Here is a 22,541-nt window from a genome sequence, read left to right as displayed (position 1 = left end):
ATTTTTGTAAAAATATAAAAAATGAAGTCTCCAAACATTATTTTGATTATATTATTAATATTCTCATTATCAAACACTTACGCACAATCCAACAACGCGGAAAAAATCCCTTCCCAATTATTAGTTCAGTTTGATGACCAGAATAATCCATATATTTTAATCCAAATGGTTAAGAATTCAAGTCTTTATTTCATTTGTAAAACTTTCAAAATTAAAGAATCAGATGTCTTCAAAATTAATCCAGATTTAAGAAAAGACATTATTCGGGAAAATGATTGGATAAAATTACCTCTTTCTGAGATATTGACTTACCATGAGGAGTCTAATTTACCTAATTGTCTTTCCAAGGTGTTTTATCAAGTTAAGCCAAAAGAAACGCTGTTTGAGATTACCCGTCACAAAACAAAACTTAAGCTTAAAGAATTAAAAGAGCTCAATAAACTTGGAGATGATAACTTGAAACAAGGCCAACTTATACAAATTGGCTGGATCATAAGGTGTCAAAAACCGGAAACCACGATGTTTAAACAGGAACCCGAAAAAACCACATCTCTTGACTTAATAGATGCTACTAAATTACCTGAAAATCTACCCATTAAACAAGCCAGATCCGGTAAAGAGGTACCGCTCACTCAAGCTTCCAGGGGGGTTGGTGTATGCTTAACTAGTAATCATAAGACTTCAGACTTATTGGCCTTACATGCAAAAGCACGTCGGAATTCTCTTATTGAAATTCACAATCCAATCACGGGAAAAACAGTTTTAGCAAAAGTGATAGGCAAAATTCCTAAGAATTACCCCAAAGAGGTACAAGTTGTCGTTTCAAGAGAAGTAGCAAGAGAACTTCTTATTGTCGACTCAAAATTCTTTGTTTATCTTAAATTCGGTATTTAAGCGTATAAGTCTAATTTTGCAAAATAAAATTAAAAATGAAGTATTACAACAATATACTGGAAACCATTGGCAATACGCCTTTAATAAAGCTAAACAAGGTAACTTCGAACATACCGGCACTTGTCCTGGCAAAAGTTGAAACTTTCAATCCGGGTAATTCTATCAAAGACCGAATGGCTGTTAAAATGATTGACGATGCCGAGGCCTCGGGAAAAATTAAAGCCGGTGGTACAATTATAGAATGTACCAGTGGAAATACCGGTATGGGCTTAGCTTTAGTTGCTTGTGTAAGAGGATATAAATGCATTTTTACAACAAGCGATAAACAATCGAAAGAAAAGATTGACTTACTCAAAGCCCTTGGAGCGGAAGTAATTGTTTGCCCAACTAACGTTGAGCCTACAGATCCACGATCCTATTATTCTGTAGCTGAAAAGTTGAGTAAAGAGATCAACAATTCGTTTTGGTGTAATCAATATGATAACCTAAGTAATGCACAGGCACATTATGAAAGCACAGGACCTGAAATTTGGGATCAGACGGACGGTAAAATTACCCATTTGATTGTAGGAGTTGGAACAGGAGGAACCATTTCTGGGACAGCAAGATATTTGAAAGAGAAAAATCCCAACATCAAAATATGGGGGATTGATACCTACGGTTCAGTTTTTAAAAAATATCATGAAACGGGCATTTTTGATGAAAAGGAAATTTACCCATACATTACTGAAGGCATAGGTGAAGATATTTTACCGAAGAATGTAGATTTTTCAATCATCGATTTATTTGAAAAAGTTTCGGATAAAGATGCTGCGATAGCTGCAAGAAGACTTGCACGTGAAGAAGGAATTCTGCTAGGTTATTCAGCCGGCTCAGCACTTGCCGGGCTAAATCAATTATCAGAAAAACTTACCAAAGACGATGTTGTGGTTCTGATATTTCATGACCATGGCAGCAGATATATTGGCAAAATTTATAATGATGATTGGATGAGAGAACGAGGCTTTCTTGATTCAGAAATCAAAGTAAAAGATCTCATCTTGGCAAAGAAGGATAAAGCTTTCTATTCTGTAGAGGCAAATGAAAAAATAAGAAATGTATTGAAAATTATGAAGGAAAGGGATATTTCTCAGTTACCTGTTCTTGAAAATGACGACATCATAGGAACAGTTTCTGAAAACTCAATTTTATCCTTCATACTTGAAAATCCGTTAAATAATGCCGACAAGGAGGTAAAACAAATTATGTCTGATCCAATGCCTAAAGTATCCATGGACTTACCTATGAGTTTGTTAAATAAATGCTTTACTGAAAAAATACCAGGAGTGATTACAAAAGATCAAAATAATCAATACCATGTACTCACTAAATACGATGTAATCAGGGCTTTATAGCGATATACAATTGGTTTGACATACTATTTATAACAAGTTATTTCATCCTTCGTATGGAATGAAGATTGTGTGTAATCCGGTTTGCTTCCACTTTAAGTATTCCTTCATCATTTATTTGATCTATTCTTACCTTCCCAGAAGCATGTAAAATTTTCATTCCCGGCATAATAATACCTACGTGACTAACTTTATCTGTATCGGTTGTAAAAAATGCCAGATCTCCCGGCAGTACATCTGTAAGCAATTTAATCTTTTCTCCAATATTTGCCTGTTGATGAGCGTCTCTTGGAATGTCTATACCTAAAATTCTACAAAACATTTGGCTTAAACCTGAACAATCTATTCCGAATACAGTCCTGCCACCCCAGACATATGGGCTACCTAAAAAAACATGATTAATTAATTCAATCGCAACATGCATTTTTAGTGGTGAATTAATAATAAATTCGTCAGAGGAATTATTAGAATAAAGTTGTTTCTCATTAACATATGATCCAAATGGAATTCTCAATATTCCATTTTCACTTTTGATCTTTATCAATGCCTGAATTGTCAAAGAAATTTCTTTTGGTTGGGCAATCTGATAACCATCATTAGGCAGGATCCATCCAGAATAGCCATCATGGAGACATTTTATATGAATCCAACTGTTCTTATCTTCAAGAATCACATATTCTTCACCAAACAGGATTTGACTTACGCCTTCTGACTTATGATCTGGTAGTTTTCTTAAAAATGTTACAGGATCCTTAAATATTAAATTTTGCATTCCCGAAATTATAAAAAAATCAGATCCAGGAGCACTATTTGATTGTATCTTTATGCTGAAAATGCTTTAACTTATTGAATATGCGTTTATTAAAAATTGTTTTTATTACGTATCTGACTATTGGCTTTACAAAAAGTTTTGCCCAGGACATTAGCTTTTCACAGTTCAATTCTTTAGGTTCTTATTATAATCCTGCACTAACAGGTTCTTTTGATGGAAATTTTAAAGTTAGAATCATCAATAGGGATCACTGGGTAAAGTTTGCCGATGCACCTTACAGGACATTCGGAATTTCAGGTGACATTAAGTTTGATCAGAGCAGCAAAGATTTTAAAGGTGATTTTTTAGCATTAGGGGCTTATTTCATTTCCGATCGCGGCCAAATATTAGATTGGAATAAAAATGAAATGGGGGTTTCAATCGCATACCACAAACTTTTGGACAAGATTAAAAAAACTTATTTGAGTGGTGGAATAACTCTTGGGATACTTCAAAGATCAATAAGTTATGATAATATATATTTTGAAGATCAGTTCGACGGATTAGATCGCTACAATGGAAGTACTAATGAGATATTACCCCAAAACATACATGCTACACCGGACCTAAAAGTCGGCATTAATTATTCTACCAGAATGTCCAAATTGTGGGCCATTCAGATTGGGTCGGGAATGCATTATATCTTCAGGCCAAATTTTTCTTTTTACAAAAGTCTTGAGGATATCAATTATAGTGGAACCAAGGAATCCAAAGCACTCATCCGCACAAACACCATACTTAATTTTTCCTATAAATTGGATAACTTTCGTCAACTCTTTCCAAAGTTTTATTTCGCCACACAAGGACCTTTACAAATATTACAAGCCGGCATAAATTACAGGCAATCTTTTTATTCGCTCAATCAAACCGCAGTGCATGCCGGACTTTCTTTGAGAAGTGTATCTTCATCTTCATTTTTAACTCCTGTTGACCTTGGATTTTTATTGGGTTTTGAAGTTAAAAGATTTATCATCGGGATGCAATATGATATTGGATTACGAGATGCATTAAAATATGGCAACCCCACACATTCTTTTGAAATAAGTATTTCCCTTATTGGGGATTACACAAATGAAGGGTTTATTTGCCCTGAATTCTAAGTAAGTATAATTTGTTTAGATAATTCTTCTGCAATTCTCCGGTCATTACACAAGCGTTGAACTTTAAATTGTTCTCCATATTTTTTTATACCAATCATATAATTTTTAAATCCATTACTTTTAATTGGTCGGATTTTAAGCGAATCTAGCACTCTGCCATTAACTAAATCTTTATAATAACTATTTCTAAATTTCATCGCCTCGTCCAATTTTGATGAAATTTCCAACAAATTTTTTGGCACATCCTTAAACTCTATAAACCATTCATGATATGGTAATTGATTGTCTTTAGGGTTTACTTGTGGGGCAACTGAAAACTCAATCACCTGTAAATCAAAAAGGTTTTGAATTTCTCTCAAGGCACCCTCCACCTCAGAAGCAATTACATGTTCTCCAAAAGCAGAAATATATTGAGTTACTCTTCCGGTAACTTTTAAACGAGGTGGATTAAATGAACTAAAATTTACCACATCACCCAAGACATAAGCCCACAAACCAGCATTTGTGGATAATACAATTGCATAATCTTTATGAATTTCAATTTCTTCCAGTGTTAATCTTTTAGGGTTTGGATCCAAAACTTCATCCAAGGCAATAAACTCGAAAAATATTCCAGATTTGCTCACTAATCTCATGCCTTCAATATCCGGATCGTCTTGATAAGCAATAAATCCTTCACTAGCAGGGTATGTCTCCATTAAAGAAAGTTGTTCTCCTACCAGAGAATTGATTCTTTGACTATAAGGTTCATAGTTTACCCCACCATGAATGTAGAGTTCCAAATTAGGAAATACATCTTTCACACATGATTTCCCGGTTTTTTCCAAAACCTTTTCAAAAAACATCTGAATCCAAGGCGGAATTCCACTTACTACTCTGAGATCTTTGTGGAGCAAATCTTCAATAATCTTTTCGACTTTTAGCTCCCATGGTTGGATCATATTAGTTTGATGATCTGGGAGTTTAGCTTTGGAAAACCAGGATGGAATTTCATGGTTAACAATACCTGATAATCGCCCGACGCCTATCCCATTCGAAAACTCTAATTCTGGCGAACCAGACAAAAACAACATTTTTCCATCGAATATTTTAGTGTCAGGTCTGTGGTGGACATAGGAAAACAAAGCGTTTCTGGCACTATTCAAATGATTGGGTATACTTGCTCGGGTTATAGGAATATATTTAGTGCCACTCGTTGTTCCGGATGTTTTAGCCAAATATTTGGGCTTCCCAGGCCAAAGAACATCCGATTCCCCTGACTTAATTCTTTCAAAGTAATGAATGTGTTTTTCGTAATCACTTAGTGGTACATGCTGCTGAAATGACCTTAAATCTTTTATTTTTGAAAACTTATAATCCTTCCCAAAAGAAGTTTTTCTTCCTTTGATTATCAATTGATTAAGTACAATTGATTGATTTTTAACTGCATTAGAAGCTACCTTATCTTCCCGTACACAAATTACTTGTGCTGTTGCCTTAATTAAACTGGATTTGATACTCATATAAAATGCAAAAGTAGCACTTTAAGCCTTTTGAATTCAATTATTCATCACGAAGATCTTCAACATGTAGTCCTTTCAGCCTAAGTGGATCCATTGAAAAATTTTTGGCTTGGATAGGCGTATTGGCAATAATCTTCTTATTATTGATTATAATTTTATCGCCATTTCTTTCGTAAATCTGAATTTGGATCATTTGAGTATCTGCCTTACGAATGCGTATTTTTATTTTGAAGAAACTCTCCTTTTTATCGACTGGTATAAATTCAACAGTTAAAGTCTTGGAATCTTCCGAATCAAGCCTATAATCATACTTACCTGATTTATAAAGCCTGGCAAAAAACTTAGGATGATATACCGCATTTTCATCAGTAGAAGAAGTTATTTGAACTTCCTTTCTTTCCTTAAAGTAGGTATATTGTGTATGCCCATCAAAATATAATTCCTGATCTGGCAAAACCAGACTAAAAGCTTTATCCTGATAAATAAAAGTCCCTGTTTGAAAATGTGCTTTTTGTTCCGCAGGTTTTGTTTCTATACTCAGATCAATCTTAAGGCTTGAAAATGAATTATATACTTTTTCCACTTTTTTAAGCCACTTTGTAGCCTTTGGATCCGGGTCAGAGTGAACCTTACCCTGAAAAAAAATAAAAGCAAAAATAAAAACAAAGTATTTCATCATTTTTAACTTTAGACTAAAATTGCTAGCAAAGTTATTTCAAACTCTGTTAAGAAAGACTTAAATTAGAAAATAGCCGATTTTAAATTGAAATTTCACAATGTCAGAACATAATCTTTATAACGTAAATTTATTTCAAGCATATACATTAGAACATCTTTTACCTGTCTTATTTTTTACCTTATTGTGTGTTATTTGGATAAAATCTTCAGATAAATTTACAAAAATCGCACAACTTAGGCAAGCTCTACTTTTTTCCATTCTTCTAGCTGGCACAAATATTTTTCTGGTAATTTATAAGTTGTATAACAATGACCTGGACGCAAGAGTAGATTTGCCTTTCCATCTTTGCAATTTTCTCACATTAATTTATCCAATTACTCTAGTGTATCAATCAAGATGGTTTTTTGGCATTTTATATTTTTGGGTTTTAGTGGGTACATTTCAAGCAATCCTTACACCAGAACTCAAAGAAAACTTTCCTCATCCAATTTATTTTAAATATTGGTTGGTTCATTGTGGTTTGGTTATGTTAGTACTTCATGGGCTGTTTGTCATCAAATGGTCAGTCTACAAAAAGGATCTAATAAATGCAATCATAGGGGCAAACATATATCTAGTTTTTTCCTTTATGATCAATCTTGCATTTGACAGTAACTATTTTTATTCGATGCGTAAACCGGAAACTGCATCTATGCTGGATTACCTAGGTCCCTGGCCATGGTATCTAGTTTCTGGTCAATTGATCATGATACTACTATTCTTCATTTATTTTCTTCCAATTCATATTAAGGCTAGTAAAACTAACCGCATTAAGTAAGAAGACCACTAGGCATTTATTCGAGAAGACTAATTTTAAAAGTTGATCTTCTATTTTTCTGATGCTCCTCTTCGGTGCACAGATTGCAATCACAGGGCATGGCAAATCCTGTTTCTCCAAATCCAATATATTCAAGACGTTCAGGCGAAATATTTCGATTTAATAAATATTGATAAACAGATTTTGCCCGATTTTTACTCAGTTCCAAATTGTATTTCTCATCACCTCTACAATCTGTATGAGACCCAATCTGAATTTTAATCTTTGGGTTAATGAGCATTGCTTCGTATAATTTATCTATAGCGGGCAAAGCATCTTTTCGTAAGTCCCATTTATCAAAGTCATAATATACATCCTGCAAAACAAATTCCTTATTTAATTCGAAAGGAATCATGGTCACTAAATAATTTAGGGTCAAGGTACTATCCGAAGATAAGTCTGGTATAGATGGGGTTGTAAAAGTTAAGGAAGAATTCAAGTATGACTTTCTGGATGCTCTAATTTCATATTTTGAATCTGGCAATAACTGAAGCACAAGATTAGTTTTTCTGCCATTAAAAATTATATCCTTAGGGTCATCACTCATTTGAATTTGGACAGAATCCAATGGAAAGTTATTAGAATGAGAAGTGTATTCTTCTGCTCGTAGAAAATTAATATTTGCAAATACTCTAAATTTATAAGTCGGCTTTTGAATTTTTTCTTTTTGCTTCACTGAGGTTTTCAATAATGTAAACTGGAAAATTTTATCTCCATTGCCCCCACGGTTACTTGTCAAAACTCCCTTATCTAACAATGTATCATTTGCTATAAAACCTGGGGCATGAGATAGAACAAGATCGTCACCACCACTGTTGATTGGATAATCAAGGTGCTGTGGCATAGTCCATCTGCCATCGGCCATTCGCCAGGTTCTGAATATATCCAAGCCACCAAATCCTGGCAGATAATCAGAACAGAAATATAAAGTATCCCTATGCCAGACAGGAAACTTTTCGTTTCCCTGAGTATTTATGGTTTCCCCTAGATTTTGTGGCTGCAGCCACTCCCCTTCTCTTTTTATGGAAATATATAAATCCATTTGACCGAAGCCATTTATCCTGTCTGAAGAAAATATCAAAATACTATCAGAAGAATGGATTGCTGGGTGTGCATTATTACAAGCACCTCCTCCCAAATCCAATTTCTCTTCTGGTTCTGCCCTATTTATTGCAGCTGTATAAATCTGACAATAATAGTCAGACCACCCAGAGGCTGCGCATCTGGTATAATATATTATTTCTCCACTGTGATCAATGCTACAACTTCCCTCATTAAATTTTGTGTTAATGTTTGACCCTAATTGCTGTATACTTTTACCCAAAGTGTTGTACTTAAACAGATCAAAATAAAAATTACCAGACCATTTGTATTTTTCATTACCGGTGACCCCCAATCTGTCAGAAGAAAAAAGAAGATTACCTTCTTTGGTATGAATAGCTCCAAAATTATTGGAAGGATCATTTAAATCCTCCATTAAACTAACTTCGTAATGAATGGGTAATTCTGACTTTTTTTTCCATTCAATGCATAATTTGCAAATGGATATTTCTCTTTGGTATAATTGAGGCAGACCTGATTCCTCACTCAGCAAACCAAAAGCACTTATGGCTGCTTCATAATCTTCATTTTGTTTTAAAATAAATGCATATTTTTCCAAGGCTGTCAAACCATAGCCATGTTCATATGATCTTTTGTACCAAATCAAACTCTTGGAATACAATCCCATTTTCTCATAGGAGTTGCCAATTTTGAATGCCAGAATTGCCCTTTGTCCCAAGGAAGGTTTTTCATCATATTCCTTTACCAGCAAAGATATTGCTAAAGAATACTGTTTAGAATCATAGGCCTCCGTACTTGACTTAGTTTTAAGACCAGTAACGCATGAAGTTGTAAATAAAGCAACTAATATAAAAAAGTAATTAAATAAACGTTTCAATTTCCGACAGATTTAACTTGATGATATAACTACCTTCCAACATTTATAAAATTATCCATACCAATTCTAATATATGACGGACTAGCTGCACCACTATAATAAGATTTTACCCAATCGATCCGAAATAACCTAAATGCTTTATATCCAATATTTCCTAATCCAAAACTTATCTCTTTATATAATCTATAATCAGAAGTGCTCAACAAAGAAGCCTTAAAAACCTCCACCAAACCCAATTTGTTTACCCAAGGTATTCGATCAAGAAAAAGTCCTTGAAAATCATGTTCAAGATGCATGGAGAATAAACGATTTTTCTCAATAATCTGGTATATTTGAAGACCTCTAAAAAAATTAGGATCAGCTGTTTGAGTATAAATGATAAATGGATTTCCATTTGCATAAATACGTTCAGGAATATCCGGTTCTGAATTCTTAGGGATCAAGGAAAAATAGGAGGAAACGATGAAATTACCCCATCGGACTAACCCTGCTTCATATCTCACACTCAAGTCAATTCTTGGGACCCATGTCTTCCCAAGAACATAATAGTTGGAATGAAGGTTTAAATTAAATACCGGCCATTTTGATCCAAGTTTTTGTAAATCTGTAGGAGTCTTCCAAACTTTTGTTCCTGGTTGATATCTTAATCCGATACTGAATTGAATTAATTGTGGCTTAGTTATTGTAAGAATAGAATCTTGTATTCCGGCACTTTTGTTTGATTCAAAAGGTTTCTCCTCGAATCTAAAACTAAAATTTGTATGGTTATCCAATACATGTCTTTCTGACAATTTCAAATTCAATTTAAACCTAAAATCATAACCAATATCCTGTGCCCAGCCCGCCAGGAAATATTTTTCATCATACATTTTTATTCTATTCACTTTAAGAAAAAGTGAAGTCATTGAATTACTGAGTCTGTCTACCAATCCGAAGGGAGAAAATTCGTTGACAGTTTGACCAAATTTAAAATATGTAATTCTATTATTTAAAGCATCCATTCTGTAATTGACCCCTAGTTGAACTCTCAATTTTTTTTCAGAAAAACCATAATTGACTGAAAAATCAGAATTTAAACTCTTATTCCAATCCATTTTTTTTACATAAAAAGAGTGCTTGATTTTAAAATCTAACAACCCGCCTTGAACTGGATTAAAGGACAAAAACTGGAATATTCCATTGGTATTGAAATACATTCTCTCATAGCTGTTTCGGTAACTATATCCTAATAATATATTCGACAAACTCAGACGATTAGCAATGCGATCCATTGAATCCAAATACGGTTTAGATTCTTTAATTAATTTGATACTATCTTTCCGGACATAATCAAATATTTCTTCCTTTGTTAAAGGTACTGGCCTTTCTTTGTCCCAATATTCTATTGTCTTAATGTTAGCACCTGGGAGTATTTCCAGCAGCTCTCGCTTATCTTTAGTATCTTCTATCCCATCAAATTGATATTCCGAATATACTATTGTAAATCTTCCTTCCATTTTGAATCCAAGAATACCTGCATTAAATCCAAAATACTGGCTTTGAACTTTTTGCTGATGTTCCTTTTCTGTTAAAAAATGAGTTTGTCTTAAAAATAAGGTATCAAATATTTCTTGTTTGACCTGACTTCCTTTTATGTATGCATCAAATTCAGAAATGATAAATTTTTGATCTTCAATATAAATATATCCAGACCAAACCGGGTCATTCTTAATGATTGGAATTAGTTTTATTTTATGAATTTGTCGACCATCGGTATCCATATTAGAACCTTCTAATCTGTAATGATAATGACTCAATGCATAATCCGAAATTGGAGAAATAATTTCTCTGCCAAACGGAATAGTGTTCTGATATAAATTAAAATTCAGTGCAGTTGCTCTATTGAAACTAAAACCATTATCATTACCAGAAACTTTCGAACTGATCATAACCTCTTGTAAAATATCGGGTTTAAAAAATTTCAATTTAGAGATAGATTCAGACAAATAAACAATTCCCTGTCGATTAGTGTCCAATTGACCATTTAGGTTTCCAATATCTCTTCCCAGTATTTTCTGTGGCGCATTGAGAATTTTCATCAATCCCTTTGTATAAGCATTACAAGAATAATTTTTTATATTGCCTTCAATAAGTTTTCTTTTGGCAATTGCTTTTCTTATAATTTCGTATGCGGGATCCTCTCTCGAGGCACTAAAAACAATTTCATTCAAATTATATTTGGATTCCTTTAAAAAAACCTTTAACTCCAGTCTCCCTCCCTTATAATGAATGTTTTCATAATGCTTTATGTATCCGGTATATTGAAATACCAACCGATATTCACCAGGCTCTAAAACTAATTCAAACATTCCTTCTGAATTTGCCATTGTCCCCTTTGTTGTTCCATCCAAATAGACACTGGCAAATGCAAGAACCTCATTTTCTTCATTGGCAACCACCCCAACAACCTGGGCGCTGATTTCAAATATTGAAAAATAAACAATGAATAATAAAAGTGTTTTCATATTATAAAATAGGAAAACTAAGCCATTTGTCCAATAAATCCTTGCCGATCTCACTCATGTATGATTCTGGGTGAAACTGAAATCCTTCTACTTCATAATCTTTATGTTTCACCCCCATAATAGTTCCATCCAGAGTTGTACAACTAATTTTTAAACATAAAGGAAAATCCTTCGATTTTAAGGCCCAGGAATGGTACAATGTAGCAAGTTTAGGCAGGGAGATTCCTTCTAATAAGGTACCCTCTATCCCACTCCCTGGAAACAATAAAACTGTTTGTCCATGTTGAACCTTTGCCAATTGACCCAATTTGGCTCCATAAAAGGTTCCTATGGCTTGATGGCCTAAACATATTCCTAATATAGGTTTTTTATTTTGAAAAGTATGGATTAAGTCAAATAATGCCGGATAATCCTCAGGGGTACCCGGTCCGGGAGATAACAAAATCTTATCGTACTCCTCACATCCAGCCACAACATCCTTCGAATAAGGCCTTACATATACATGGGCACCCAGATTTTCAAGCAATTGAACAAGATTATAGGTGAAGGAATCCTTTAAATCTACAAGTATAATTTTAGTTTTCTTTGACACTATCCTATAATATTACTCGTAAAATTAGTCAAGAAATTTAATTTTGTACCATGAACTCATTCATTCCTTACAAGGAGGCTATTCAAAAAATGGACAAACTTCAGGCTGAAGGAGAAGATTTTCTATTTGTTTTAAATTTTGATAAAACATTAGGATTTTGTGAATCATTAAATAAACTGGATAGCAATTGGATAAAATATGAAATTAATAAAAAAAGTTTAGCATCGAAATCAAGTAAAGCATTTAGCTTTAATTTTAAACCAGTTCCATTTTCAAATTATTTAAATCAATTTAATCAGGTAAAACAACAAATTGCATTGGGAAACACTTATCTCACCAATTTAACAATTAAGACTAAAATAAACACTACTCTAGATTTATTAGAAATATTTAATTTTAGTAATGCCAAATATAAACTTTGGGTAAAAGATAAATTCGTATCGTTTTCCCCAGAATGCTTTATTGAAATAAATGATCATCAAATCAGCACATATCCAATGAAAGGAACTCATAAATTACTGGCAGACGAATCACCGGAAATATTATTGAGTAATCCCAAAGAAAATGCGGAACATCTAACCATTGTTGATCTTCTTAGAAATGATCTTAGCATGGTAGCCAATAAGGTAAAAGTGAACCATTTCAAATATTTGGATCAACTCATGACAAATCATGGAATTATTGTACAAATGAGTTCAAAAATTTCAGGGGAATTAAAAGAAAAATATTATAATCGATATGGCACCTTACTGGATGTAATACTCCCTGCAGGCTCAATCAGTGGTGCACCAAAAGATAAAACTTTGGAAATCATTCATGAATCGGAAGACTATGACAGAGGGTTTTATACGGGAATTTTCGGAACATTTTGCAATGGAAATCTTGATTCAGGTATATTGATCAGGTATATTGAGGAAGATAATCAGGAATTCTTTTTTAAATCAGGTGGAGGTATTACTTTTAATTCAGACCCCATACTAGAATACAAAGAATACATGAACAAAATTTATGTTCCCATTTTTTGAAAGTATGGCCTTAATTGAAGGTAAGATTAGAAATCTAAATCTTCATCAAATAAGAATAAACCAAACCTTTGCTTATTTTTACCCAGAGTACAAGGCCCATGAACTTCCAAATCTTAAATTGGACAACATAACCTTCAAACATCCTTTTTCTAAATTAAAATTTTCCTATAATCATTCTGAATATATTCTTGAAATTGCTCCTTATCAAATCAACTCTATTGAAATGGTAATCCCAATCCATCAACCATTGCTTGATTATTCATTTAAATATTCAAATAGACTAATTATTAATCATCTTAAAAACAAGGTTTCAAATTCTGCTGAAATACTAATTGTAAAAAACGGGATTATAAGGGACACTTCCATTCACAATATAATATTCAGCGATGGACATGAGTGGTTTACTCCAGATGAACCATTATTAAATGGCACTATGCGACAATACTTACTTTTAAAGAAAATCATTACGAAAAGAAAAATATCCTTACAAAATCTTGATCAATTTAATAAATTCAAATTAATTAATGCATTGAATTCAATGGAAGAAAGCATTGCTTATCCCATTGAATTAATTAAAACTCAAAAGATATTATGACCAATTTTGAATTGATTAATTCAGAGTGTACAAAACACAATGCCAAACTCATTGTTGTTACCAAGTTGCAAGATCCAGAAAATGTCTTAAAACTGTACTCAAAAGGACATCGAATGTTTGCAGAAAATAAAGTTCAGGCACTACTCCTTAAAAAGGAATTACTTCCCTTGGATATTGAATGGCATATGATTGGTCACTTACAAACCAATAAGGTTAAACAAATAGTGCCTTTTATTTCTTGTATTCAATCTGTTGATTCATTCGATCTGGCTTTGGAGATCAATAAGCAAGCCCAAAAAGTTAACAGAGTAATCCCAGTATTACTTCAAATTAAAATTTCTAAGGATGAAAATAAGTATGGATTTGACATAAATGAACTCAAAAGATCCATCCTTACTGACCCCTGGCATTTGTTAAATAATATTTCAATTGATGGCATTATGGGCATAGGAAGCCTGGTATCTGATAACATCACCACCCGTGAAGAATTTCAACAGTTACGTACTTATTTTGACGAAATAAATAAAATTTCGATTCCCAAATTTAAACTGAAGGAAATATCCATGGGCATGTCCGGGGATTATAAAATGGCACTTGAAGAAGGTTCTACGATGATTCGAGTAGGATCCTTGGCATTCTCAGACATATCCTTACTATAAAATTTACCCAATTTTCTCAAAGACCAAAGATGGGGGTTTTTTGATGTTGAAATTAAACTTGAAATTTAAAAGAATTTATAATACATTTGTTTACCATTCGGTATTTTCTCAAGCACCCAAAAGAAATTTAAAATACTATTATATGTCGATATTAAAATGTTCAATTTTAGTAGTTGTTGCCTCTTTATTTGTTATTTCATGTGGTAAAGAAAGCAATGGAAGTGAATATTCTGGAGATCTCACGCCATTAACAGGATTCACAGGAAGTGGTAAGATTTCTGGTAATCTTGATGGGAATTCTCTGGAATTAGACGTTACCTTTAGTAATGTTGTTCCTGCCCTTGCAGCATATGCTATTGAAGAAAATAATGGAATTAAGCGAGTTCAAAACATCGGAACGAACCCAACATCTCCATTAAATGTTAAAATAAATCTGGCTGACAGCAGTATAGTGCTTTTGAATAATGGAAAATTTGGTGTTGAAATTCTAACTACGGGTGGCGCTATTGCAGTAAGAGGCTATTTAAAAAAATAAGTCCTTGAAGTGAGCACCACAAGGACTTATTCAAATGTATAACTAATTTAGTTCCTACTCCACTCTGCAATGGACTCATTGTTCATTTTCACATAATCCTCATTACCATCTGCAGCAGCCAGAGCCTTTGACCTTTGTGCTACTTCAACTGCTTCTGTTCTACGACCTAATTTAGCAAGGATTAGGGATTCGATTCTCAATTTCCAATACTTGGGATCCATTGTATTGGCCTTTTGAATCCATCCAAGTGCAGTGTTCAAATCCTTACCTGAGTCAAAATAATATCTTGCTGCAAGGAAAAAGTCATCAGAGCTTGGACCTGCGAGCACTTTTTCGATACTTTTAACCACTTTACTGTCTACATCAGTCTTAATTTTTACTGCTATACCTGTATTCTCCCATTTTATATTTAATGTTGCCTCATCATTTTTAATATCGTTAATATCAATGGTAAATGTTTCTATGGAAGTGGTTAACAACTCAGGTATTGCTTGAACTCTGATTGCTTCTTTGGAAATGTCATAATTTTTAGGTGTACCTGGTTGATCCCAGTCTGAATAAAATATCAAATCCCAGCTGAGCTCACCTGGAATTGAATATAAAGCATAGCTTCCTTTTGGCAAACTTTTACCTTCTATCATAACATCATCCGTAAAAGTAATTTTAGTCGCCTTGTTAGCTCCAGTCCTCCACAGGGTATTATAATCCACTAATTCCCCAAATACTTTGCGGTTTTTCATGCTTGGTCTGGAATACTCAATAGAAATAGTGCCCAATCCAAACTTCTGTTCAATTTTACAAAATGTACTTGGAGCTGGTGTTTGAATCTGTGCAGAAAGGCTCAGTGAAATACTTAAAAACAATAACAGGATTAATTTTTTCATAAGTCTGAAGTTTATTTAAGATGATATAAATCAATAACTTAGAAGTAAATGATTTATTTTAAAAAAAGTTCAAAAAAAATATATTAAATATTTTCATAATATATACTATATTTGCATGACTAACTCAAAATACGATTTATGATTATTGCTTCTATTTGTACCGTTTGTTTTATTTGTTCTTGGTTTCTTATTCAACTTAGAACCTCCGAACAAGAATAAACACCTGATAATTAACTAATTAATTCAAGGTTAACTTTTAAAGGTTCCCATACGAGATATGCTCAATTTCTGAGTTATATTATATAGTTAACCGGCTAATTATTTTTTATGACAACAATTTAAAGTTGATTTGTCATCTAATTTAGGACTTAAATATGGTATTCCTAAGTTCATGCCTCTCAGCATAAACAAGAATGAAAGGGTTACGCTCAAAATGAGCGTTAATTTTTTAAATTTATTACCCCAATTTCCTGAAATCAATTTTTTAGAATAGATTATTACAGTTAAGGATGGGATCGTCCCTAATCCAAAAACCATCATAAAAAGGGATGCTTTCCAGGATGAGTACATCAATACTGATGCTGCAAGGGCGATATATACAATACCGCAGGGAATCAATCCATTGGCAACTCCTAAATAAAATATAGAATTGGGGCTCAATCGACTGAGGAATGTGGAGGTCACACTGCTTATTCTTAGCAAAAATCCATTTTGATAGCGAATGACCTCTTTAAAGATATAAGGTGCTATGGCTATCAGTAATATAAAAGCACCAAAAAATATGGAAAAACTTTGTTGATACCCTATTAGCTTAAATCCCATGCCAAAACTTCCTAATATAAACCCAAGACTGGCATAACTTAAGGTTTTCCCCAAATGATACAATACCAAACGAGAGATGGCGACTTCCCCATTGCTATCTTGAAATGGCATTGCCATTACCAATGGACCACACATACCCATGCAATGCAGTGAACTACCAAGGCCCAAAGTCAATGCAGATAAAAGGAAAACAAGCATTTAATTTACTACTGAAATTTCATCATAATAAAACTTTCCGGCAGTTTCTAGGGAAACTTTTAAAATGGATTTTCCCTTTCCCATTTCGGACCTGGCAAACGAATAAACATAATTAGCAGGAGGTAATATCTCCATTTTCTTGTCTAACGCCTTGGCAGGAGGATAATAAAAGTGCAATTCGCCTTTTAATAATGAAGTATCTAATGTTGGGTTGATTTTGACTACTATAAAATTTTGGTCTACGGACAATTGAACAATGCCGCCTTCAAGATTGGAAGTGTTTCGTTTTCCTTCCAAATAATGCTCCATTTTTTCTTCTTTAGCATAGTAGTTGTCTTCAGCCATTTCAAAGTCAATATTAAGACTTAAGACCACCATAAAAATTATTCCAAGGGCTCCTATAATATAGACTATCAATACTTTATGTCCGAAATTCATGGTCATTTAGATTGTTATAAAAACTCTACAAATATCAAATCTTTTCTTGCGAGAACCTTCTCTTTACTTTTTATCAATAATTCTAATTTTCGCTTGTGTTCTTTTATTTGATCCTTTTCCAATCTAACAAAAAACAAACAATCTAGTTTTGTACTTCCTGTGATAGAGTCAACTTTGTGTCCAACAAACTCAATGGATCCAATGCCATCTTCCATGGACAAAGAAATCGGCAATGTTTTTCTTCCTTTATTTGTTAATTTTAGAGAATAAAAATTTGAAACACTCCCGTCCGGATTGGTTTGTAGAATTTGGCCAGGAACTTTCAAAACTACAGCATCCAATTGAGTCCGGGTGGCCAAAATATACACAAACAATGCGATAAGAGCCAATAAAATACCTGAAAACGCCTTAATTCTAGGGGTGAAATTAAAGTTTCGGTTGGAAACTATATTATTCACTGAAGCATATTTAATCAAATCTGGCTTCCTCTTAACTTTTGCCATCATCATATTGCATGCGTCGATGCATGCAGTGCATTGGGTACATTCCAGTTGGGAGGAACCATTCCTTATATCTATTCCTGTCGGACATACCGCAACACATAAATTACAATCAATACAATCTCCCTGCTGCTCTTCCAGTTTGTGTTTGGTTCTTGGTTCACCACGTCTTGAATCATAACTTACTGCAAGCGTATTATTGTCGACCAGAACTCCTTGTAATCTACCATATGGACAGACCACTGTGCAAACAATTTCTCTAACAAAGGCAAAGACTCCATAAAAAACCAAGGTAAAAACCAATATTGAAATTAGCCCAATGATGTGGTATTTAAATGGATCTGAAACCAAAATAAGCCACTCGTCCTTACCAATTATGTACAACAAAAATGTATTGGAGATCAAAAACGATACAAATAGAAAAACAAAATGCTTGATAAACTTTCGCACACCTCTTTCCAGAGTCATTGGCTTAGCATCATTTATCTTTTGGATATTTGCATTCCCTTCAATAAGGTATTCAATTTTTCTGAACACCATTTCTAAAAACACCGTTTGAGGGCATACCCATCCACAAAACAACCTGCCGTATATCATTGTAAATACAATGATAATAAAAATGAAAGTCAGCATTGCAAGACCGAACATTACAAAATCTTGCGGAGTAAAAAGTACAGTAAAAAATATAAATTCTGCCTTTGGAAAATTAAACATCATTATCGGACTCCCGTTGATACTCAGAAATGGAAGAACAAAAAAGACCAGTAAATAAAAATAACTTAAATAAGACCGATAATTATACCAACTTCCTTCAGGTTTTAATGCATAAATCCACTTTCTCTTTCCTTTGGCATCAACCGTTGAAATCCGGTCTTTGAAATCTACATCATTCTTCGGTTGTATGGCCATTATTTACCCAATGATGTAGTGTCCACTGGTTTCTTATTATCTGATGTGTCCACTAAAGTTGACCCGTTTGCTTCTTCGATATAAAGCTCACCTTGTTTTTCTTTAGGATTAGGAGGATTTGTACCTCGTAAAGACTTTACAAAACTTGACAAATTAGCAATCTGCCTTGGACTGAAATCTTCTACCCATGACTTCATTCCTTTAGCGGGTACACCATACTTAATAGTGGCAAAAATATCCTTCAAGCCTCCCTTATTTATCCAATAATCATCCGTAAGATTCGGACCAATACTTCCTTGTCCCTGAGCAAGATGGCAGACCACACAGTTGGTTTTAAATAATTCCGCGCCTTCTGCAATACCAGCAGCATCAGACATTACCACTGAATTTTCATCTACGGACTCAGACTGGTTCTTCATATACTCAGCCTTAGCCTTAGCAGCCTTGGCCTGAGCTATGCTCAATTCTTCATGAGGCAAAGGAGCAGAATGAGCAACGTGGTATCTGTACATATAAACCGCGCCAAATAAGATACATCCAAAAAAGGCAAAACTCCACCAACCCGGCACCTTATTATCTAACTCACGAATACCATCATAATTATGGCCGGAATCAATTTGGTATTCTTGCTCGATAGGTCTGAAGTTATTGGCCTTTCTCCATAAATTGATTAACCAAGATTCCTTTTTAGATGGTTCTAAAATTTCAGATTCCGGTGTAACAAACCCTTTTATTTTATTTGAAATAGCGATTATGATAACAAATTCAAGAAACGCTAGAATAATCATTGCCCAAACATCCATTGGAATTAAACCCCAATCGATTCGTGGCATCATGGTGGTTTGTGCATTTGCCTGAATTGGCATAGACCAAAAACTGAGCGTTAATATTGTAATCAATAATGTCAAAATATTTGAAGAATGTTTATTGATTTTAGTTCTTAAATATTGCTTGGATGCTGCCAACAAAGCATTACCCAATACAATAATAATCAGCAATAAAACAGTGCACACAAATATCAACATGTATCTGACTACATCATATGGATCGTTCTGAACGGCATTATTCCCCGTCGCAACACCACCCTGACTATAAACAAAGTGGTTTAAACCAAAAAGAAAAGCTATTATGGAAAATAAAGATTTTGATTTCATAAATTTAAAAATTAAGATTCCAAAGGAATTTTAGCGTATTGATTGGATTCTTCTTTTTTCATCGAAACAACATAAATCAACACGAATACAAAAAAACTAACAAATAACACCAACCCAATAAGTGGGTAAATATTAACATGGTCAATTGAACACAAATAATTCTTGAATTTCATCTGTATTAAATTACTTGTTTTGATTCAATTTTCCATCCACTCCCATTCTTTGCATATATGCAATCAAAGCAATTATTTCCTTATTAGGATCTGCTTCAATTTTCTCAGCTTTCAATCTCTTGAATACTTCTATCGCTTGAGCCTGTAAATCTTCATTGGCCTTTTCGTCATATTTTTCAGGATAAGGAACACCTAATGTTTGCATAGCCCTGATTTTTGCCGCAGTTGTGCTCAAGTCTAAGTCATTATCATATAACCAAGGATAGGCAGGCATAATCGATCCAGGGGAAATTAAAGCAGGTTCCCTCATATGCAAGTAATGCCAACTGTCCGTATATTTTCCACCAATTCTTGCTAGGTCCGGTCCTGTACGCTTACTACCCCATTGAAATGGATGATCATAAACAAACTCCCCTCCCTTAGAAAATTCTCCATACCTGGCAACCTCATCCCGGAATGGACGAATCATTTGTGAGTGACAACTATAACAGCCTTCACGTATATACAAATCACGACCTTGCAATTCCAGCGGTGTATAAGGTTTAACTGATGCAATGGTAGGAATGTTAGATTTAACTAAAAAGGTTGGCACCAACTCAATCAATCCACCAATTGCTACCATCACTAAACTTAGAACTAACATCATTAAAGGCTTGCGCTCAATGATGTTATGCCAATAAGTTTGCATAACAGTAAGTGGTTGATTTTTTAAAGGCAGCCCTTCTGCAGCTTCTTCAGCTTGAAATTTACCAGATTGAACAGTTTTGTATAAATTATAAACCATCAAGCCGGCTCCGAAAAGAAATACTGTTCCTCCCAAACCGCGCACAATGTATAGAGGAATAATTTTAGTTACAGTCTCCAAAAACTGATATTTCAATTGACCAGCTTCTGTAAATTGTTTCCACATGAATGCCTGTGAAAATGCGCTCCAATACATTGGTATCGCATATAATAGTATGGCAATTACCCCAATAAGGAAATGCGTATTTGCGAGTCTTGTAGAATACAACTTTGTATTATAAATCCTGGGAACCAACCAATACAACATACCAAATGTTAAGAAACCATTCCATCCAAGAGCACCTATGTGTACATGTGCTATAGTCCAATCTGTGTAATGAGAAATAGCATTTACATTTTTCAAAGACATCATTGGCCCTTCAAACGTACTCATTCCATAGCATGTTAATGCAACCACAAACATTTTCAAAACGGGATCCTCTTTAACCTTGTCCCAAGCACCTCTTAAAGTAAATAGGCCATTCAACATACCTCCCCAACTAGGAAGAATAAGCATCACACTAAATACTGTACCGAGTGACTGGGCCCAATCAGGCAATGCAGTATAAAGTAAGTGATGAGGACCTGCCCATATATAAATAAAAATCAATGCCCAAAAATGTACAATACTCCATTTATAAGAATATACGGGTCGGTTTGCAGCTTTTGGTACAAAATAATACATGATACCCAAATAAGGCGTCGTTAAGAAGAACGCTACTGCATTATGACCATACCACCATTGTACCAAAGCGTCTTGTACTCCCGCAAAAAAACTGTAACTGTGTGTCAACGAAGTTGGAATTGCAAAGGAATTAACTATGTGTAACATGGCAACAGTAATCCAAGTACCTATATAAAACCAGATGGCAACATACATATGACGCTCACGTCTTGTAAGAATTGTTCCAAACATATTAATACCAAAAATCACCCAGATTAGTGCAATCAGGATGTCAATTGGCCAAATAAGTTCGGCGTACTCTTTCCCTTCTGTCAAACCAAGTGCAAGAGTAACAGCTGCAAGTACAATAATGGATTGCCAGCCCCAAAAGTGGATTTTGCTTAGGGTATCACTCCACATTCTGGTTTTTAATAATCTTTGAAGTGAATAATACACCCCGGTAAAAATTCCGTTGCCCACAAAGGCAAAAATCACCGCATTGGTGTGGATGGGTCTCAATCTACCAAAAGTCGTAAATGAAAAACCAAGATTCCAAGAAGGGAATGCCAACTGAAAGGCAATCACCACCCCTAATAAAAAACCTACAATTCCCCAAATAACCGTTGCGTAGGCAAAATTTCTGACATTAGTGTTGTCGTAATAAAATTTCTGTAGCTCCATAATTTAATCTATGTGGTTAATGTCTTTTGAATCAAATAATATCCTGCGTGGGGGGGCGTAATCGTCATCGAACTGACCATCTTTTACACCCCAAATAAATGCAAACAGAAAGAAAATTGCTACTGCCAAACTCAATAATAAAAGCAAAATAATAACTTTCAATTGTATAATTTTTACAAAAGTCTCTTTAAAATTTGTTTTTGTTTATAATGCAAATCAGAATTAATAATGATTTTAATCATTTTGATTATCA

At 34.0% G+C, this 22,541-nt stretch carries 22 protein-coding genes; 8 read left to right on the top strand and 14 right to left on the bottom strand.

Features of this window, described 5'->3' with window-relative positions; all coding sequences use genetic code 11:
• Positions 1-21: 21 nt before the first annotated feature.
• Both IPJ83_11575 and IPJ83_11570 read left to right on the top strand, forming a co-directional pair.
• Positions 22-894 (top strand): LysM peptidoglycan-binding domain-containing protein, encoded by an 873-nt coding sequence (locus tag IPJ83_11575; GenBank protein ID MBK7881184.1) that lies wholly within the window; start codon positions 22-24, stop codon positions 892-894.
• A 35-nt stretch (positions 895-929) separates the two neighbouring features.
• Positions 930-2,288, top strand: coding sequence for a pyridoxal-phosphate dependent enzyme (locus IPJ83_11570; GenBank protein MBK7881183.1), 1,359 nt, complete (start codon positions 930-932; stop codon positions 2,286-2,288).
• Between the two features lie 37 nt (positions 2,289-2,325).
• Here IPJ83_11570 and IPJ83_11565 read toward each other — a convergent pair whose 3' ends face one another.
• Positions 2,326-3,057 (bottom strand): C40 family peptidase, encoded by a 732-nt coding sequence (locus tag IPJ83_11565; protein ID MBK7881182.1) that lies wholly within the window; start codon positions 3,055-3,057, stop codon positions 2,326-2,328.
• An 80-nt stretch (positions 3,058-3,137) separates the two neighbouring features.
• Between IPJ83_11565 and IPJ83_11560 the strand changes: the two genes are divergently transcribed.
• Positions 3,138-4,196 carry a PorP/SprF family type IX secretion system membrane protein gene (locus IPJ83_11560; GenBank protein MBK7881181.1) on the top strand — a complete coding sequence of 353 codons (1,059 nt, stop codon included), beginning with the start codon at positions 3,138-3,140 and terminating at the stop codon, positions 4,194-4,196.
• Here the strand turns inward: IPJ83_11560 and IPJ83_11555 are convergent.
• Together IPJ83_11555 and IPJ83_11550 are read right to left on the bottom strand one after the other, a co-directional pair.
• Positions 4,193-5,698, bottom strand: coding sequence for a GH3 auxin-responsive promoter family protein (locus tag IPJ83_11555; protein MBK7881180.1), 1,506 nt, complete (start codon positions 5,696-5,698; stop codon positions 4,193-4,195). The two genes, IPJ83_11560 and IPJ83_11555, sit on opposite strands and share 4 nt — an antisense overlap.
• A gap of 40 nt (positions 5,699-5,738) precedes the next feature.
• Complete coding sequence (locus tag IPJ83_11550) at positions 5,739-6,377, bottom strand: outer membrane lipoprotein carrier protein LolA (protein MBK7881179.1); 639 nt, start codon at positions 6,375-6,377, stop codon at positions 5,739-5,741.
• Positions 6,378-6,474: 97 nt separating this feature from the next.
• On the opposite strand from IPJ83_11550, the gene IPJ83_11545 reads away from it, so the two are divergent.
• Positions 6,475-7,194: a TIGR02206 family membrane protein gene (locus IPJ83_11545; protein MBK7881178.1), complete on the top strand. Its 720-nt coding sequence runs from the start codon at positions 6,475-6,477 to the stop codon at positions 7,192-7,194.
• A 16-nt stretch (positions 7,195-7,210) separates the two neighbouring features.
• Here the strand turns inward: IPJ83_11545 and IPJ83_11540 are convergent, their stop codons facing one another.
• From IPJ83_11540 to IPJ83_11530, 3 genes are read right to left on the bottom strand one after another with little or no spacing between them, the layout of a single operon-like run.
• Positions 7,211-9,172 (bottom strand): OmpA family protein, encoded by a 1,962-nt coding sequence (locus IPJ83_11540; GenBank protein ID MBK7881177.1) that lies wholly within the window; start codon positions 9,170-9,172, stop codon positions 7,211-7,213.
• Between the two features lie 29 nt (positions 9,173-9,201).
• Positions 9,202-11,676, bottom strand: a complete 2,475-nt coding sequence (locus IPJ83_11535; protein MBK7881176.1) for a carboxypeptidase-like regulatory domain-containing protein — start codon at positions 11,674-11,676, stop codon at positions 9,202-9,204.
• 1 nt (position 11,677) lies between these two features.
• A complete protein-coding gene (locus IPJ83_11530) occupies positions 11,678-12,268 on the bottom strand; it encodes an aminodeoxychorismate/anthranilate synthase component II (protein MBK7881175.1) in 591 nt (196 codons plus the stop codon).
• 50 nt (positions 12,269-12,318) lie between these two features.
• On the opposite strand from IPJ83_11530, the gene IPJ83_11525 reads away from it, so the two are divergent.
• The 4 genes from IPJ83_11525 (at position 12,319) to IPJ83_11510 (ending at position 15,082) form a co-directional block, all read left to right on the top strand.
• Complete coding sequence (locus IPJ83_11525) at positions 12,319-13,293, top strand: aminodeoxychorismate synthase component I (protein MBK7881174.1); 975 nt, start codon at positions 12,319-12,321, stop codon at positions 13,291-13,293.
• Positions 13,277-13,888 carry an aminotransferase class IV gene (locus IPJ83_11520; protein ID MBK7881173.1) on the top strand — a complete coding sequence of 204 codons (612 nt, stop codon included), beginning with the start codon at positions 13,277-13,279 and terminating at the stop codon, positions 13,886-13,888. Before IPJ83_11525 ends, IPJ83_11520 begins: the two co-directional genes overlap by 17 nt.
• Positions 13,885-14,547 (top strand): YggS family pyridoxal phosphate-dependent enzyme, encoded by a 663-nt coding sequence (locus IPJ83_11515; GenBank protein MBK7881172.1) that lies wholly within the window; start codon positions 13,885-13,887, stop codon positions 14,545-14,547. The genes IPJ83_11520 and IPJ83_11515 overlap by 4 nt, the downstream gene beginning before the upstream one ends.
• A gap of 142 nt (positions 14,548-14,689) precedes the next feature.
• Positions 14,690-15,082, top strand: coding sequence for a hypothetical protein (locus IPJ83_11510; protein MBK7881171.1), 393 nt, complete (start codon positions 14,690-14,692; stop codon positions 15,080-15,082).
• Positions 15,083-15,129: 47 nt separating this feature from the next.
• Here IPJ83_11510 and IPJ83_11505 read toward each other — a convergent pair whose 3' ends face one another.
• From IPJ83_11505 to ccoS, 8 genes are all read right to left on the bottom strand, one after another.
• Positions 15,130-15,966 carry a DUF2911 domain-containing protein gene (locus tag IPJ83_11505; protein MBK7881170.1) on the bottom strand — a complete coding sequence of 279 codons (837 nt, stop codon included), beginning with the start codon at positions 15,964-15,966 and terminating at the stop codon, positions 15,130-15,132.
• Between the two features lie 318 nt (positions 15,967-16,284).
• Positions 16,285-16,986 carry a sulfite exporter TauE/SafE family protein gene (locus IPJ83_11500; protein MBK7881169.1) on the bottom strand — a complete coding sequence of 234 codons (702 nt, stop codon included), beginning with the start codon at positions 16,984-16,986 and terminating at the stop codon, positions 16,285-16,287.
• Positions 16,987-17,430 (bottom strand): FixH family protein, encoded by a 444-nt coding sequence (locus IPJ83_11495; GenBank protein ID MBK7881168.1) that lies wholly within the window; start codon positions 17,428-17,430, stop codon positions 16,987-16,989. It abuts the gene before it with no gap.
• 8 nt (positions 17,431-17,438) lie between these two features.
• A complete protein-coding gene (gene ccoG, locus IPJ83_11490; protein MBK7881167.1) occupies positions 17,439-18,833 on the bottom strand; it encodes a cytochrome c oxidase accessory protein CcoG in 1,395 nt (464 codons plus the stop codon).
• Positions 18,833-19,987 carry a c-type cytochrome gene (locus tag IPJ83_11485; GenBank protein MBK7881166.1) on the bottom strand — a complete coding sequence of 385 codons (1,155 nt, stop codon included), beginning with the start codon at positions 19,985-19,987 and terminating at the stop codon, positions 18,833-18,835. The genes ccoG and IPJ83_11485 overlap by 1 nt, the downstream gene beginning before the upstream one ends.
• An 11-nt stretch (positions 19,988-19,998) precedes the next feature.
• Entirely contained in the window at positions 19,999-20,160 is a 162-nt protein-coding gene (locus IPJ83_11480) for a CcoQ/FixQ family Cbb3-type cytochrome c oxidase assembly chaperone (protein MBK7881165.1), read from the bottom strand.
• Positions 20,161-20,170: 10 nt separating this feature from the next.
• A complete protein-coding gene (gene ccoN / locus IPJ83_11475) occupies positions 20,171-22,288 on the bottom strand; it encodes a cytochrome-c oxidase, cbb3-type subunit I (protein ID MBK7881164.1) in 2,118 nt (705 codons plus the stop codon).
• 3 nt (positions 22,289-22,291) lie between these two features.
• Positions 22,292-22,450, bottom strand: coding sequence for a cbb3-type cytochrome oxidase assembly protein CcoS (gene ccoS, locus IPJ83_11470; GenBank protein MBK7881163.1), 159 nt, complete (start codon positions 22,448-22,450; stop codon positions 22,292-22,294).
• Between the last annotated feature and the right edge of the window lie 91 nt (positions 22,451-22,541).

This window comes from Candidatus Vicinibacter proximus, from assembly GCA_016713905.1.
In the GTDB taxonomy this organism is placed as follows: Bacteria; Bacteroidota; Bacteroidia; order Chitinophagales; family Saprospiraceae; genus Vicinibacter; species Vicinibacter proximus.
This window is presented reverse-complemented; position numbering and strand designations above follow the sequence as displayed.